The sequence below is a fragment of the Rathayibacter sp. VKM Ac-2857 genome, assembly GCF_013205025.1.
GTDB lineage: Bacteria > Actinomycetota > Actinomycetes > Actinomycetales > Microbacteriaceae > Rathayibacter.
Genome location: NZ_JABMLE010000003.1, coordinates 457,869 through 472,445, shown reverse-complemented (window position 1 = coordinate 472,445; position 14,577 = coordinate 457,869). Strand labels below are relative to the sequence as shown.

Genomic DNA, 14,577 nt, shown 5'->3' with positions numbered 1-14,577 from the left:
GTCGGTGGCGCCTGTCGCCGACCGGGGATCAGGCCGACTCGCGGACGACGAGGCTGATCGCCTCCGACCCGAGAGGCCTGGTCGGTCTGCCGGCGATGCCCTCGACGATCCCGTGCGCGAGATGCGCGGCGATCATGACCTCGTCCTGCTTGACGGTGCTCAGGGGCGGGCAGGCGAACCGCGCGAGAGGCTCGTCGTCGACGCCGATCACCGCAAGATCCGTCGGCGCGCTCAGGTCGAGGGCGCGCATCGCCGCTAGCACCGCGGCCGCCAGCTCATCGTTGTAGGCCGCGATGCCGGTCACCGGCTTCGCGGAGCCCCGCCACATCCGGACGGCGTCGATCGCCGGATCGAGCTCCGCGTCTAGATCGATCACCACCGGCTCCTCCAAGCCCAGCTCCGCGCATGCGCGCCGGACTCCCCGAAGACGCAGATCCCGGAACGTTCTTACCCGAGGATCCCGCACGGAGGCGTAGCCGATGATGTCGTGGCCGTTCGCGGCCAGGTGCCGCACCTGCAGCACTCCGATCGTTTCCTGCGGTAGGTCGACGGCCTCGTCGGTGGACTCCTCTTCCGCGAGGATCGCCGTAGCCGCGTAGACGCCGGCGTCGCTCAAAGCCTGACGATCCTCCTCCGCGATCACATGGAAAGCGACGACTGCGGCGGGAGCGGTCTCCTGCCAGAGCGCGGCGAGAGGCTCCCCTTCCCGCTCCCGGCGGGTCATCAACGAGAGCCCGCTCTTATCGAGCTCCGCCGTCATCGCATCGATGATGCGGGACACGACACGACCGAGAGGCCAATCAGGCAGCACCAGCAGCACGACATCGCTGCGCCCCTTCCTCAGCGCCCGCGCCAACGAGGACGGCGTGTAGTTCAAAGTGCGCACCGCGGCCAGAACGCGATCGCGCGTCTCGGCCGGAATCGTCTGATGAGGAGTGTCGTTCAGGACATAACTGACCGTTGTCTTCGAGACCCCCGCTTCACGAGCGACGTCCAACGCCGTTACTCGCCGCCGCCGCTGAGTCATGGTCGCTCTCTTCCCGCCGCCAGCGCGACATCCCTTGCCACCTTAACCAGGCCCCGCCACGCCACTTCCTCGGCAGCACGCGATCCAGTGACGCAGCCGCGCAGCGATCAGGAGCTCCCGGGCCCTTCGAAGCTGCGGCTCTCTTGACTCAATTCTGACCGACTGATTCACTGAACCGATCCACTGAATCGAATCAGTTGGAGGTGTGCCGACATCGTCGCGGAGCGACCTCACTGCGATGCACCTCGACCATCAGCAAGGACAGGGAACGACCATGACCCGCTCATCCGCCCAGCTCATCAGCGCGGGAGCGCCCTCTGCGAAGGGTGACGCCGCACCGTACTTCCGACGAGAGTTCGCTGTCGCACGCGGAATCGTCCGGGCCGAACTGACGGTGACCGCCCTCGGCGTGGTCACTCCGTATCTCAACGGCGAACGGCTCAGCGACGAAGCTCTCGCGCCGGGCTGGACGTCCTACCGGCACCGCTTGCTCACGAGCACTGTCGACGTCACCGCGCAGATCAGCGAAGGCGACAACGTCCTCGCCGGCGTTGTCGGCGAGGGATGGGCTGTCGGCGAGCTGAGCTGGGACAACCTCCGCCACGTCTACAGCGACCGGCCCGCCTTCTACGCCCTGCTGACCCTCGAGTACTCCGATCACGTCGAGACCGTCGGAACGGACTGTCAGTTCCGGGTCTCGACCGGTGGGCTGCGAGGCAACGGGATCTACTACGGCGAGGACTTCGACGCCCGCCTCGAGCCGCACGGCTGGCTGCTTCCCGGCTTCGATGACAGCGCGTGGATGACGGCTCTTCCGCTCGAATGGGACCTCAGCTCGCTCGCTCCCCGCACCGCGCCGCCGATTCGCCCCATCGAGGAGCTCTCGCCTCGGGAGATCCACGCGGATGACGAGGACCGATTCGTCATCGACTTCGGCCAGAACATCTCCGGGTGGGTGCGCCTGCGGGTGACCGGGCCCACCGGACGAAAGATCACTCTGCGATTCGCCGAGCTCCAGCGTCCCGACGGAGGAATCGAAGTCGAGAGCAACCGCACCGCCCGCGCGACCGACACCTACACGCTCCGGGGTGATGGCGAGGAGACCTGGGAGCCTCGCACCACCTTCCACGGCTTCCGTTACGTCGAAATCAGTGGTTGGCCCGGCCGGCTCGACATCGACGCCATCCGCGCCGTGGTCGTGCACAGCGACATGACGCGCACCGGATGGTTCCAATCCTCCGACCCGCGCGTCACGAAGCTGCACGAGAACGTGGTCTGGTCGATGCGCGACAACTTCGTCGGACTGCCCACGGACTGTCCCCAACGCGACGAGCGACTCGGCTGGACCGGCGACATCAACGCCTTCGCCCCCACCGCCACGTTCCTCTACAACGCGCAGCCGGTCCTCGAATCCTGGCTCGAGGACGTCTGGGCTGAGCAGCGAGCCTTCGGCGACGTCCCCTGGTACGTCCCCATGGTCGGCAGCACGCCGATGACCCCCACCGCTCTCTGGAGCGATGTCGTCGTGAGCCTGCCCTGGCAGCTCTACCTCGAATCCGGCAACGTCGACATCCTCCGCCGCGCCTACCCCGGCATGACCACTCTGATGCGAAGGATCGAAGCGGACCTCGACCCGCGCGGCCTCTGGAACCGCGGATTCCAGTTCGGCGACTGGCTGGACCCGGATGCCCCCGCCTCCAGCCCCTCGGCTGGCAAGACCGACGCGCACCTCGTCGCCTGCGCATTCCTCTGCAAGACCACGCGGGAGCTCGCCGAGACCGCTGCGCTGCTCGGAGAGAACGCCGACGCCCAGCACTTCTTCGAGCTCGCTACCCGCGTGCGCGAAGCGTTCCGCCACGAGTACGTCACCGGCTCCGGCCGCGTCGTCAACGAGAGCGCCACGGCCTATGCGCTCGTGATCGTGTTCGACCTGCTCGACGGCGACCAGCGAACCACTGCCGGCCGTCGCCTGTCCGACATCGTCACCGGCGTCGGGCATCGCATCTCCACCGGCTTCGCGGGCACTCCCCTCGTCACCGACGCCCTCTCCTCGACGGGCTACCTCGACGACGCCTACGAGATGCTGCTGCAAGAGCAGGCGCCCTCCTACCTCTACCCCGTTCTCAAGGGCGCGACGACCATCTGGGAGCGGTGGGACTCCGTCCTTCCCGACGGGACACTGAACTCCACGGGAATGACGTCGCTGAACCACTATGCGCTCGGCGCGGTCGCCGACTGGCTGCACCGTGTCGTCGCCGGACTCGCCCGTACCGAGCCGGGCTGGGCCGCGCTCGCCATCGCACCGCGACCCGGCGGAGGCCTCACGTCCGCCTCCGCTGTGCACGACAGTCCTCGAGGCAAGGCCGCGGTCTCCTGGTATCTCCACGACGGCACCATCACCGTCGACGCCGTCATTCCGGAGGGAACGCGCGCGAGCGTCGAGCTGCCTTTCGCCACCGCCCCTGAGCCTTTCAGCGTGGGCGCCGGCACCCACTCCTGGACGTACGACCTGCCGACCGGATACGGCCAGCGAGCGCACCTGCACCTTGGCTCGTCGCTGCGGGAGATTCAGTCGGACCCGAGAGGCCGCAAGACCGTGAGCACCCTTGTGCAGGCGCAGTTCCCCGGCATCGAACTGGACCAGGTCGCCACTTCGCCCGAACAGACGCTCGAGGAGATCCTCAAGAGCATCCCCGGCGACACGACCGACATCGCCGAGAAGCTGCGCGCAGCGCTCTCTCGCTGACCGCCTCCTCACCGCAAAGGACATCGCCATGACATCCGACGACATCACCTCTTCCGCCACCCTCACGGAGGACCTTCTCATCCCAGGACCACACGGAGACATCCCGGTCCGCATCTACCACCCGGCCCACCAGCGGACGTCCAACCCTCGTGGTCTCGTCTGGTGCCATGGCGGCGCTTACGCCTACGGAACCCTCGACGAGCCCGAAAGCGACTGGGTCGCACGCAGCCTCGCCGAAGTCGGGATCGCTGTCGTTGCCGTCGACTACCGTCTCACCCCCGTCCCCGCTTGGGCTCTGGAAATCGGTGCGCCCGAGGGGCGTGGAACCTCCTTCTACCCCGTCGCTCGCACGGAAGCGGAGACCGTTCTCGCCTGGGCCGACACGGAGCTGCGCGCTCTCAGCCCCGTCGGCTGGGCGCTCGGCGGAGCCAGCGCGGGCGGCACCATCGCCGCGTCGGCGACGAAAAGGCTCCTCGACTCCGGGCGAGCACTCCCTCCTCGACTCGTTCTCGTCTACCCGCTGCTGCACCCCGAACTTCCTCCGTACACCCCCGAACTGGCGGCGAAGCTCGACGCCCAGACAGAGCAGACCGGCATCCCGCTGACTCGCGAGACCGTTCGGTTGATCACTCTGAACTACGTCGACGGCGACCAGGACGCCCTCGACGATCCCTACGCCTTCCCAGCTGGTCACGATGTGACCGGGTTCCCGCCCACGCTCGTCATCCACTCCGACACCGACACGCTCCGCGCCTCCAGCGCCGCCTTCGCCGGCGAGCTGGCCGCCGCTGGTGTCGACGTCGTATCGCTGCTGGAGCGGGGCACAGTTCACGGGCACCTGAGCACCCCGGAGACGATCGGCGCTCAGCGCAGCATCCGTCGGATGGCCTCCTGGCTGGGCTCCGAGTGGATCACGCCCGCTCCCGACGTCGTCGAGCCGATGGGCTGGAATCCGGACCTGCCTGAATGAGCGGCCCCCACGTCGCGGCCGGCCGCTCTCAGCGCAACAGCCCGCACCGAGGGGCCGCCGGCCTGGCGCTGACGGCGCTGGCGCTCGGCACCTTCGGACTCGGGACCACCGAATTCGCCGTCGTCGGCCTGCTGCCGAACATTGCAGAGGCGTTCGGATCCTCCGACCAGGCAGTCGGCGTAGCCATCGGCGGGTACGCCTTCGGCGCGCTGCTCGGAGCACCGCTCCTCACCCTGTTCCTGCGTCGGCTCTCCCTCAAGCGCGTACTGATCGTGGAGGCCGCGCTACTCGCCGTGGCGACGCTGCTCACCGCGTCCAGCCCGACCCTCGAGGTGTTCGTCCTCGCCCGATTCCTCTCCGGACTCCCCCACGGCGCGTTCTTCGGCGCCGCTGCAGCGACCGCGATGACGCTGCTGGCTCCGGAGCACAGAGGACGCGCCGCCTCCGCCGTCGTGCTCGGGCAGACGATCGCGAACATTGCCGGCGTCCCGCTCGCGACTGCCATCGGCGAAACCGCGGGCTGGAGTGCGGTGTTCCTCGCCATCACCGTCGTCTTCACCGCCGCCGCCCTTGCCATCGTCGTTCTGATCCCGCGAACGTCCTCGCGTGTCGTCGGGCCCGTGTCGGAGGACCTGCGCGCGCTCAGGCTGCCCCAGATCTAGCTCGGGATCATGATCGGTGCGATCGGATTCGCGTCCATCAACTCGGTCTACGGTTACATCTCCGTCATCGCGTCGGACGCAAGGCTCGCCTCGAGTGCCACTCCGTGGATTCTCATGCTCTTCGGAATCGGGATGACGATCGGAGCGGTCGCCGGCGGTCGTATCGCGGACCGCTCCGTGAAGGGCGCGCTCGTCATCGCTTTCTCGGTGACCGGCGTCGTGATGGTCCTCTTCGCGCTGACCATGAGCAGCCCCGCTTCCGTCTTCATCGCAGCGTTCGGCATCGGCGTCTCAGCGCAGCTGATCATCTTGCCGTTGCAGATCCGGCTCATGGACGCAGCTCCCTTCGCGCCGGCCTTCGCGGCCGCCCTCACTCAGAGCGCGATCGGACTCGCGAACCTTCTCGGGTCCAGCATCGGAGGCGTGCTTCTGAGCTCCGGTCCTCCGTACACGCTGAATGCCTGGCTCGGCGCCGGCTTCGCTGCCTCCGCGCTCGTCGTCATCCTCATCGCTCAGCCCATCCGAGCCGACGATCGCGCCTACCGTGTCTCCGTCGTGACGGGATCGATCGCCATCATCCCCCGCCGAGACAAGTAGAGCCGCTCGGATTGCCAGATCTCCGTCGCCAAAGACCCAACGACGTTTCCGCTATAGGTCACGAGGGGGGGGGGTGGTGCGACTGTCACCTCGTCACCCACGAAGTCATGCCCGGTCACGAACGAGGGTGGGGCTCCTCGTCACTTCTGCTGCGAGCTGGACGACATTGAGGGCCCGGCGCTGCGCAGGTGACGCAGCAGGTGCTGACCGATGAGATCGAGGCTGGCCTGGACGACCCCGATCGGCGTCTTCGTGTTGGCGATCCAGTCATGATCGCACTTCGCGAAGTCCTGGTGAAGAATGGGGGCGCCGCCGTCCAGGAGTTTCGTGACGAGGGCCCGTCCCTGCACGCCGACGGTGTCGTACTGTCCCGTGAGAATGACCGTGGGAGGCATCGCGGCCGCGAGGTCAGGGTCAAGTCCTGGCGAGCAGAGCGGGTCGGGGCGTCGTGCGACGTCAGCGAAGTACGCGCCGAGAATCAGCCTCATCGCGAAGGGTGAGATGACGGGCTTCTCGAGGGGAGACGTATAGCTCTCCGGCGGCAGCGTCGCGTCGACGAAGGGGACGATCAGAGCCGCGGCCTTGATCGTCGGGCCGCCGTTGCGGCGCACGAGCTGGAGAGTGTTGAGCGTGAGTTTGGCGCCGGCGCTTCCTCCACCGACGCTGATGCGGCGGCTGTCCCACCCGTGATCGGCGGCTCCGCGGTCGGCAGCCCACTAAGGACGTCGAAGCACTGCTCCTCGGCGACGGGGAACAGCACGTTGGGGGCGGTGCTGTAGTCGATGCTCACCACGAACGCCCCGACCTCAGCGGCGATATACCGGGCGATGTGGTCGTCCTGGAGGGCGTTGGTGAAGATGAACCCTCCGCCGTGAATATTGATGTGGACCGGCGGGGTGAGCTTGATCGTCGCGAGCGGCGCATCCGGGTGCGGAGAGTAGATGAAGCAACGCACCTCTCCATGACGGGTCGGCACCATCACTTCGACGGGTTCCGCGATACTTCGCGGGCTGAAGCGGTGCTTCAGGGGTTTGAGCGTCGGCGACAGAACGACTTTCGCCGTGTACGTGAGCAGCCAGCGTCCGAACGGGATGCGAGTCCGGCTGTCGAGCGAGGTCACCGGAACAGCCCGCTGAAACGGTGGGGTGGCATCGGCATGAAAGTCCGTTCGTAGAGGAGAGGCGCCTGCTCAGGAGGAGCTGCGGACGACGAGGGAGAGGAGATCCTGGCTGGGTCCCGCATCTCCCTGTCGGCCAGCGATCCCGGCCAGGATCAGAGCGGACAGGTGACGAGCGACGACATTTGAGTGCTGGTCGATGGTGGTCAACGGCGGAGAAGTGAATTCCGAGAGGTGGTCGTTGTCGACCCCGATCACCGAGAGGTCGCCCGGCACGTCGATCCGGAGATCACGAGCGGCGGCGAGCAGCGCAGCTGCGAAGTGATCGTTGTACGCAGCAATCCCTGTCACCTTCGTCGCAGAAGCGGTCCACCTGCGCAGGAGCGCAGTGGCCTCATCGCGGCTCGGATCGATGTGCTCCACGAGCAGATCCTCAACGCCGAGCTCCGCCGCCGTCTCTCGTGCGCCGTCCACTCGAAGACCCGAGAAGGTCGCAACCCGTGCGTCCCGTGGAGCGACATAGCCGAGTCGCCGGCGCCCCCGGGAAACCAGGTGCTGCACCTGGAGACCGCCGATTCGTTCCTGCGGGAACGTAGCCGACTGCCCCGAGCCTTGCGGGGCGGCGAGAAGGGCGTGAGCGACGAGGATGCCGTCCCCGCGCAGACGCCGCTCCTGATCCGGATCGAGCTCGTGCAGGGCGACAACAGCTTGCGGAGCGATGTGCACCCAGTCGTTCCGGAACGGCGAGGACGAGGTCTCCCGGCGGGTCTTCAGTGCAAGACCATGCTTTTCGAGTTCATCCAGGAGCCCTTCGATCACGGCGGACACCGCTCCGGAGAGCGGCCAGTCCGGCAACACCAGCAGCACGCTGTTGTCTCGCCCGGTCCGCAGTGCCCGCGCGGTGGATGACGGCACATACCCCAGGTCACGAACGGCTTGGAGGACCCTCGAGCGAGTGGTCATCGGGATGGTCTGCCCCGGGGAATCGTTGAGGACATAACTGACCGTGGTCTTCGACACACCCGCCGCGACCGCGACGTCGTAAGCCGTCACTCGCCGTGACCTTGTTACCAACGCGTGTCCTCCGCACTCGAGTCGACTAGTGGATCGGATCACTGAATCGTATCAGTCGAGTCGCTTCGAGTGAGGGGTCTGCCCGATCAGCGCGCCGAGCCCCTTCTGCGCATGGCGCGATCAGGCGCTGCTTCCGGGCTCCGTGCAGTGCGGGAGTGGGTGGAGTACGCCGGCCTGATTGGCGACCGAGGGGTGCGGGCCTACTCTGGGCGGATGCCGTCGAACGTGTCCGATACTCCTGCGGCCGTAGACGAAGCCGCAGTGCTGATGGCGCTCGGCAACTCGGTGCGCGCCGCTCGCGTGGCTCGTCAATTGCCCATGCGAACGGTCGCCCTGGAAGCTGGAATAAGCCAGCCGTTCCTCAGCCAGATCGAGAACGGCCGCACCCTTCCCTCGCTCCTGACCCTCTATCGGCTTGCTCGAGCGCTCGATGTGCCGGTCTCCGAGCTGGTGCCGAGCGCTGTCGCCCAACCGCGCATCCATGTCGTGCGGAGAGACGAGGGTCCGCAGGTGCCGGTCTCCGAGGCGGCGAACGCAGCGGTCGGCCGCATGCTGTCCTCGGGTGATGGCAGATCGACGACGGTCACGGAGTACCGCGTGCATTCCCACGAGGATCTCGGTGAGCACTTCCAGTCGGACGGCGAACTCCTCGTCTACGTCGCCGAGGGCTCGATCCAGGTCGTCATCGAGGACCACGGTGAGTGGACCGTCGGCGCCGGCGAATCGATCAGCTACCCCGGCGGGCTACTGAACAGCTGGCGAGTCGTTGACGAGAACGCCACGATCCTGCTGGTGCACAGCAGCGAGACGCCCGCGAAACACGATCGTCATCCGATAGACACAGATTAACTTTTATTGCTGCTTATTATCGTCGTGGCCCCCGTCCCCGACCCAGGAGCAGCCATGACCGAGCCTTTCACCGTGCCCACCGTCGATATCTCGTCGTACGTTTCCGGCGGGACTCCTGCCGACAGGGCGTCCGTCGCGGCCGCTCTCGACCACGCTTGCAGAACCGTCGGCTTCATTCAGATCGTCGGGCACGGAGTTCCCGACGACGTGCTCACCGGACTGACGCAGGCGATGGACGGCTTTTTCGCTCTGTCTCTGGCGGAGAAGAAGCAGTACGTCCGCCCCTCGCACGAGAACCGCGGCTACAGCCCACCCAAGAGCGAGTCCCTGAGCTACAGCCTCGGCATCGATCCAGTGACGCGCATGAACGACTTCTTCGAAGCGTTCAACGTCGGCACCTCCGCCGCCGAGTACCCGCACGCCGCAGTCGACGAAAGGCTCTATGCGGCGTCGGTCTGGCCGGAGGTGCCGGCCGGATTCCGCGCCAGGATCGACGCGTACTTCTCGGAGTCCCGACGCGTGGCGCATGCCTTGACCGCGGTGTTCGCCGACGCGCTCGGGATCGACCGCGCCTTCTTCGACGCGTTCACCGACCACTCGATCGACGTGCTTCGAATGAACAACTACGCGCTGCCGCCTGGCGACATCGAGCTCGGTGCCGAGCTGACTGGAATGGGTGAGCACACCGACTTCGGGCTCGTGACCGTCCTCTGGGCCGATCAAGTCGCCGGCCTTCAAGTGCTCGGGACTGACGGGGGCTGGCACGACGTTCAGCCCGCCGACGGAGCCTTACTGATCAACCTCGGTGACATCGCCGCCCGGCTGACCAACGACGAGTGGATGTCGACGCTCCACCGTGTGAAGCCGCCGATCGTGAACGGCACGATCGAACGCCGCCGTTCTGCCGCGTTCTTCCACGATGGCAACGCAGATTCCGTGATCCCGACTCTTCCTTCGTTCCTCGCGAACGGACGCACGCCTCTCTACGAGCCGGTCACCGTCGAAGAGCACATCAAGGCGAAGCTCAACGGCTCTCGCGCTGGCAAGAAGAACACCCGCGCTGAGCGCGAAGCATCCCGGGTCACCAGCGCGGCACGCTGAAACAACTGCTGATCGCCGGAAGTCGGTGAGCGCCTCCTCACGCCAGTGTGACGAGGCGCTCACCGTGGAGTGGCGACGATGTGCGGGTGGGTCTAGGCGAGTCGTTCGGCGAGGTAGGACTCGGCGATGCTGAGGTGCCCCTGGCTACCGAGGGAGTTCTTCGCGAACTGCGGGTAAGCATGATTCGCCAGTGGGATCGGGACGGTCTCGACCTCGACTCCAAGATCACGCGCGGCGTCGGCCCACGCGAACTGGTCGGCCGGAGCGATCAGGTCATCACGCATCGGAGTCATCACGAGCGTCTGCGGAATCGCAGCGTTGAGGTAGGTGGCAGCGTTCACTGCCGCGTAGCGTTCGGGGAACTCCTCCGGCGATCCGCCGGTGTAGCTGGTCGCGAAGTTCCGGGTGCTGATGCCGGCGGTATCGAAGGTGTTCTCGTAGACGCTCGTCACGTCGACGGCTGGGAAGTCGGCGACGACTGCCGTCGGGATGGGAACCGTGCCTCCACAGGACGACACGGCCGTGCCCTCGGCGGCAGCGCTAGCGGTGTTGATGACGAGATTTCCGCCGGCGCTCTCACCCCAGAACGCGAGACGATTGAGATCCGCCCCGAGGTCAGCGGCGTTCGCCTGGATCCAGGTGGCGGCACAGGCGACCTGAGCGGGGGCGCTCTGCCATGTCGCGATCTCCGCAGTGGCGAGCTCGTACTCGACCGAGACCACGAGATAGCCGTTGTCGGCGAGAGTACGCAGCTCGGAGCTGAGGGTGTCCGGCTCTCCCGAAATCCAGCCGCCGCCGTGGACGAACATGATCGTCGCCGCCGTACCCGTTGACGCCGCCGGTTCGTAGATGGACACGGACAGGTCTTCCCCTGTGCTCGAGGCGCCGTACACCTCTTCCCGATCGGGAGCAGAGGATCCCATCGCTGAGAGGCCGAAGGTGGCGGTGAAGAGGTTCACTGAACCGCCGGCCGAGACCACCGCGCCGACGATGACCGCGACGACGAAGATGTTCGTGACAGCAGCGATCCCGCCGAGAATCGACGTGACACCGCCGCTGCGCCGAAGACCTCGGCGGACAGCGATGAGGCCGATAGCGAGAGTGACCAGCCCCAGCACTGCGACCAGCGGCGCGACGGTCGGAGCTAGCAGTGCCCCCGCCATGCTCAGAAGACCCAGCCCCGGAATCAGCGACACGATTCCGATCAGCGTGGCGACAGCACCGAGCGCCAGCGCGACAGTGAGCCCGATCAGCCAGAGAACCTTTGCAGCGGTACTGCGGGCGGAGTCATCCCCCGCTGTCGTCTTCTCGGTCGCCTCGACCATTCGCTGTCGCCCTCTCCATGCCAGCCGCACGCCAACCTCTCGAGTCGAGAGCTGACCGTTTCGGTCAATGCTAGACCAGAGCGGTCATTTCTGTAAACTGCTGCCATGGCCCGCATCCGAATGTCGAAGGAAGAGATCGATCGCGAGATCCTCGACGTCGCGGCCGGGCTCCTCGCCAGCCATGGAATCAAGGGCACGTCGATGCAGACCCTCGCGGCCACGACCGGCTACTCCAAAGCTGCGATGTTCGCGCGCTTCGAGACGAAGGAACTCCTCGTCACTCGCGTCATTGACCAGTGCATCGACCTCGGGCGGCAGGCCCTGGCAGACGTTGAAGGGATCGCTGAGGGGCCTGCGCGCGATCATCGCGCGATCGAGGAGCTCACTCGCGTTGGACTCGAGCGTCCCGGATTCATAGCGCTTGTGATCGCTTCCGTCACCACTATCAATGACGACACCCTCAACACGATGCTGCTTCCGATCGGCGACTCTCTGTTCCGGATGTTCGGACTCCCGACTCCACCGGCGCCGATGGACGTCGATCGAGGACTCACGGTCACTGCCGCCCTCGGCGCCCTCTCAGTGCTCGTGCTCAACTTTCGAGCCTTCACTGATGAATCAACAGCTCGTACCCGGATCGCACGCATCGCCAGCGCGTCCTTCAGTGCGCTTGCGCCGTCCCGAGAACCCGACTGAGCCGGAGGGCAGGCCGGTGCGCAGCGACGCCACGTGCGCGTTGGCGACGTTTCATGCCTGCTTGTCGGGCGGAAACATCCCGTTGGGCGGTGCGGTGTAGGGCAGCAGGTCGCCTGGCCGGTTCTCGTCAGTCGATGTCGCGAACGGGCCGCTGGGTGAGAGCAGGACTCGCATGTGGGGGTCGAGGTGGTTGATCCAGTACGCGCTGAGTGACCCGGCGCTGGTACGGATCTCTTCCCACATCCGCCAGAGGGCTTCGATGCGGGTCAGCGCCTCGACGCTGCTCCACCACTCAGCCGCCCACCGATCGCCCGCCGCCTGGCCCTTCGCCGTCACCCGGCGCCGATAGGAGGGCCGGAGGAACTTGCGCACCCACTCGTCGGCGGACCCGAAGTACGTCGCCGGAACCTCCTCCTCATCCACGTCATCCACCTCGACGGGGTGCAGGCTGACGGGTCGAACCGGAGCCGAGAACGCATCAGTGTCGACGTCGAACAGGTCCTCGTCGCTCATCGCTCACCCCAGAGAGTCGCGTTCTGGTCCGCGTCGACGTCCGCCGCAGGCTGAGCCTCGAGCGGAGGCATGACCGTCACGACGGGTGAGACGTTTGCGGTGTTCGCTGGTCCGCTGCTGGCGTCGTGGGCGGCGATGGAGGCGTTGATCGCGGCGACCTGCTCCTTCGGCCCGTTGTACCAGGGAACCGTGTCGACCAGGGCGGCGCGGGCGCCGGAGGAGAGCATGATCGCCGGTCCGCGGCCCATGCTGGTGAGGTCCGCGACTTCGAGGATCTTCTCTCGGCGCAGCGCCGAGGTGGTCCACCGGACGCCCTTGTTGTAGCTGGCGGAGGTCGTCTTCTTGTTCCAGGAGCCCGGCTCTTCCCGTCGAAGGAGGCGTCGGTCTTCGCGTTCATCGCCCGGGTGCCGGAGGCGAAGTGCGCCATCCCTCCGACTTGACCCCTCCCGCTCCCGCCCTCCATACTCGTCAAAACGAACTTTGAGTTCACCTAGTGAACTTCGCATCCCTCAACGACGAGCGGAAGGAACACCCCATGGGGTTGGCTGTCTGGGCCCTCATCGCGTACATCGCGGTCATCGTGATCTGGAGCGTCGCGCTCAAGCGCGGCATCGGCGAGGCCATGGTGGTCGGCTTCCTGGTCGTCTGCGCCTTCGGCGGCGGCGACTTCCTCCGCCTGGTGCTGGTCGGCATGCAGGCCGCCTTCGATCAGGAGATCGTGTTCGCCGCGCTGGCCTTCACCTTCATCGGCTTCCTGCTCGCCTCCACCGGCGTGATCGACCGGCAGGTCGACCTGCTGAACTCGCTGCTCGGCCGCCTCCGCGGCGGCGCGGGCTACGTCGCCACCGTCGGCTCGGCGCTGTTCGGCGCGGTCGCGCACTCCGGATCCGCGAACGCGGCGACCATGGGCTCGGTCGCGATCCCGTGGATGAAGCGCTCGAACTGGCCGCCGCACGTGGCCGCGACGCTGATCGCCGGCAATGCGGGCAACGGCACCGTGATCCCGCCGAGCGCCTCGTTCTTCATCCTGATCGGCACCGCCACCGTCGCGCCGTACATCTCGATCGACCAGCTGCTGCTCGCGATGTTCGCCGCCGCCGGCTGGTGCATCCTCTGGCGCCTGATCGTCGTCTTCTACTTCGTGCGGAAGTACAAGATCGGCCGGGTCGCCGCCGCCGACATCCTGCCGTTCGCGAAGTCGTTCCGCCGCGGCTGGACCTCGCTGCTCGTCTTCCTCGGCATCATCATCCCCGTCGTCGTCACCCTCGGCCCCACCGGCGAGGCGCTGACCGGCGTGCTCGGCGCGGACGTGATGGACGCGATCAGCATCATCGTCTGGATCCCCGTGCTGCTCGGCCTCTTCGCCGGCGCGCTGGGCTGGCGCGGCCTGCCGAAGTCGGGCCGGGAGTGGTACGGCTTCGTCGCGAAGACGGCGCCCCGCTACCGCGACATCGGCGCGACCCTGGTCTTCGCCTTCGCCGGCGGCGCGGTGCTCACCGAGCTCGGGCTCGCGGAGCAGCTCTCCAGCGTGCTCAACGGCCTGAACGCCTCGCCCGTCGTGATGTCGGTGATCGTCGCCGTGATGGTCGTCCTGGTCGCCGGTCCGCTGAGCTCGACCGCGACCATCGCGACGATCGGCGGCATCGGCTTCAGCGTCCTCGTCGCCTCAGGCGTCGACCCCGTGCTCGCGGCGTGCGTCGTCCTCGTCGCCGCCTCCACCGAGGGCGCCTCGCCACCCGGCGCCGCCGCGATCTACATCGCGACCGGCATCGCACAGGTGAACCCGGTGAAGACGTTCGTCCCGCTGATCGTGCTCTACGTCCTCCCGATCCTGCTCATCGCCGCCCTCATCGGGCCGGGCTGGCTGCCGGTGCCGCACTGATGCGCACCCGCCCCCGCG

At 66.9% G+C, this 14,577-nt stretch carries 13 protein-coding genes and 1 pseudogene; 8 read left to right on the top strand and 6 right to left on the bottom strand.

The genetic code is table 11. The features are described from left to right. Nucleotides 1–28: 28 nt before the first annotated feature. Nucleotides 29–1,027: a LacI family DNA-binding transcriptional regulator gene (locus tag HQQ86_RS15735; protein WP_173289186.1), complete on the bottom strand. Its 999-nt coding sequence runs from the start codon at nucleotides 1,025–1,027 to the stop codon at nucleotides 29–31. Nucleotides 1,028–1,265: 238 nt separating this feature from the next. On the opposite strand from HQQ86_RS15735, the gene HQQ86_RS15730 reads away from it, so the two are divergent. From HQQ86_RS15730 to HQQ86_RS15715, 4 genes are read left to right on the top strand one after another with little or no spacing between them, the layout of a single operon-like run. After that, nucleotides 1,266–3,773 (top strand): family 78 glycoside hydrolase catalytic domain, encoded by a 2,508-nt coding sequence (locus HQQ86_RS15730; protein ID WP_367948683.1) that lies wholly within the window; start codon nucleotides 1,266–1,268, stop codon nucleotides 3,771–3,773. A gap of 28 nt (nucleotides 3,774–3,801) precedes the next feature. Beyond that, nucleotides 3,802–4,743: an alpha/beta hydrolase gene (locus HQQ86_RS15725; protein WP_173289184.1), complete on the top strand. Its 942-nt coding sequence runs from the start codon at nucleotides 3,802–3,804 to the stop codon at nucleotides 4,741–4,743. Next, nucleotides 4,740–5,405, top strand: a complete 666-nt coding sequence (locus HQQ86_RS15720) for an MFS transporter (RefSeq protein ID WP_173289183.1) — start codon at nucleotides 4,740–4,742, stop codon at nucleotides 5,403–5,405. Before HQQ86_RS15725 ends, HQQ86_RS15720 begins: the two co-directional genes overlap by 4 nt. Nucleotides 5,406–5,414: 9 nt before the next feature. Beyond that, entirely contained in the window at nucleotides 5,415–6,002 is a 588-nt protein-coding gene (locus HQQ86_RS15715; RefSeq protein WP_173289182.1) for an MFS transporter, read from the top strand. Nucleotides 6,003–6,142: 140 nt separating this feature from the next. On the opposite strand, the pseudogene HQQ86_RS21835 reads toward HQQ86_RS15715, so the two are convergent. Together HQQ86_RS21835 and HQQ86_RS15700 are read right to left on the bottom strand one after the other, a co-directional pair. Then, nucleotides 6,143–6,981: pseudogene (locus HQQ86_RS21835) on the bottom strand (alpha/beta hydrolase fold domain-containing protein). A 210-nt stretch (nucleotides 6,982–7,191) separates the two neighbouring features. Next, entirely contained in the window at nucleotides 7,192–8,172 is a 981-nt protein-coding gene (locus HQQ86_RS15700) for a LacI family DNA-binding transcriptional regulator (RefSeq protein WP_173289180.1), read from the bottom strand. Nucleotides 8,173–8,406: 234 nt separating this feature from the next. Here HQQ86_RS15700 and HQQ86_RS15695 point away from each other — a divergent pair, with 234 nt between their 5' ends. Both HQQ86_RS15695 and HQQ86_RS15690 read left to right on the top strand, forming a co-directional pair. Beyond that, the gene (locus HQQ86_RS15695; protein ID WP_173289179.1) at nucleotides 8,407–9,042 is read left to right on the top strand and encodes a helix-turn-helix domain-containing protein; all 636 of its coding nucleotides are present in this window, start codon (nucleotides 8,407–8,409) and stop codon (nucleotides 9,040–9,042) included. Nucleotides 9,043–9,096: 54 nt separating this feature from the next. Continuing rightward, nucleotides 9,097–10,143, top strand: coding sequence for an isopenicillin N synthase family oxygenase (locus HQQ86_RS15690; protein WP_173289178.1), 1,047 nt, complete (start codon nucleotides 9,097–9,099; stop codon nucleotides 10,141–10,143). 92 nt (nucleotides 10,144–10,235) lie between these two features. On the opposite strand, the gene HQQ86_RS15685 is transcribed toward HQQ86_RS15690, so the two are convergent. Next, the gene (locus HQQ86_RS15685) at nucleotides 10,236–11,468 is read right to left on the bottom strand and encodes an alpha/beta hydrolase (protein ID WP_173289177.1); all 1,233 of its coding nucleotides are present in this window, start codon (nucleotides 11,466–11,468) and stop codon (nucleotides 10,236–10,238) included. A 105-nt stretch (nucleotides 11,469–11,573) separates the two neighbouring features. On the opposite strand from HQQ86_RS15685, the gene HQQ86_RS15680 reads away from it, so the two are divergent. Then, nucleotides 11,574–12,164, top strand: a complete 591-nt coding sequence (locus tag HQQ86_RS15680) for a TetR/AcrR family transcriptional regulator (protein ID WP_173289176.1) — start codon at nucleotides 11,574–11,576, stop codon at nucleotides 12,162–12,164. Nucleotides 12,165–12,215: 51 nt separating this feature from the next. Here HQQ86_RS15680 and HQQ86_RS15675 read toward each other — a convergent pair whose 3' ends face one another. Continuing rightward, nucleotides 12,216–12,677 carry a DUF4913 domain-containing protein gene (locus HQQ86_RS15675; RefSeq protein WP_173289175.1) on the bottom strand — a complete coding sequence of 154 codons (462 nt, stop codon included), beginning with the start codon at nucleotides 12,675–12,677 and terminating at the stop codon, nucleotides 12,216–12,218. Then, entirely contained in the window at nucleotides 12,674–12,925 is a 252-nt protein-coding gene (locus tag HQQ86_RS15670) for a hypothetical protein (RefSeq protein WP_173289174.1), read from the bottom strand. The genes HQQ86_RS15675 and HQQ86_RS15670 overlap by 4 nt, the downstream gene beginning before the upstream one ends. A gap of 287 nt (nucleotides 12,926–13,212) precedes the next feature. Between HQQ86_RS15670 and HQQ86_RS15665 the strand changes: the two genes are divergently transcribed. Continuing rightward, nucleotides 13,213–14,559, top strand: a complete 1,347-nt coding sequence (locus tag HQQ86_RS15665; RefSeq protein WP_173289173.1) for a TRAP transporter large permease subunit — start codon at nucleotides 13,213–13,215, stop codon at nucleotides 14,557–14,559. The last annotated feature ends 18 nt before the right edge of the window (nucleotides 14,560–14,577 follow it).

Bases quoted from the DNA above. Each gene is read 5' to 3' on its own strand.
- HQQ86_RS15665 (WP_173289173.1), top strand. From the start codon at position 13,213: ATGGGGTTGGCTGTCTGGGCCCTCATCGCGTACATCGCGGTCATCGTG.
- HQQ86_RS15695 (WP_173289179.1), top strand. From the start codon at position 8,407: ATGCCGTCGAACGTGTCCGATACTCCTGCGGCCGTAGACGAAGCCGCA.
- HQQ86_RS15720 (WP_173289183.1), top strand. From the start codon at position 4,740: ATGAGCGGCCCCCACGTCGCGGCCGGCCGCTCTCAGCGCAACAGCCCG.
- HQQ86_RS15685 (WP_173289177.1), bottom strand. From the start codon at position 11,468: ATGGTCGAGGCGACCGAGAAGACGACAGCGGGGGATGACTCCGCCCGC.
- HQQ86_RS15680 (WP_173289176.1), top strand. From the start codon at position 11,574: ATGGCCCGCATCCGAATGTCGAAGGAAGAGATCGATCGCGAGATCCTC.
- HQQ86_RS15675 (WP_173289175.1), bottom strand. From the start codon at position 12,677: ATGAGCGACGAGGACCTGTTCGACGTCGACACTGATGCGTTCTCGGCT.
- HQQ86_RS15725 (WP_173289184.1), top strand. From the start codon at position 3,802: ATGACATCCGACGACATCACCTCTTCCGCCACCCTCACGGAGGACCTT.
- HQQ86_RS15715 (WP_173289182.1), top strand. From the start codon at position 5,415: ATGATCGGTGCGATCGGATTCGCGTCCATCAACTCGGTCTACGGTTAC.
- HQQ86_RS15735 (WP_173289186.1), bottom strand. From the start codon at position 1,027: ATGACTCAGCGGCGGCGGCGAGTAACGGCGTTGGACGTCGCTCGTGAA.
- HQQ86_RS15690 (WP_173289178.1), top strand. From the start codon at position 9,097: ATGACCGAGCCTTTCACCGTGCCCACCGTCGATATCTCGTCGTACGTT.
- HQQ86_RS15730 (WP_367948683.1), top strand. From the start codon at position 1,266: ATGCACCTCGACCATCAGCAAGGACAGGGAACGACCATGACCCGCTCA.
- HQQ86_RS15670 (WP_173289174.1), bottom strand. From the start codon at position 12,925: ATGGGCCGCGGACCGGCGATCATGCTCTCCTCCGGCGCCCGCGCCGCC.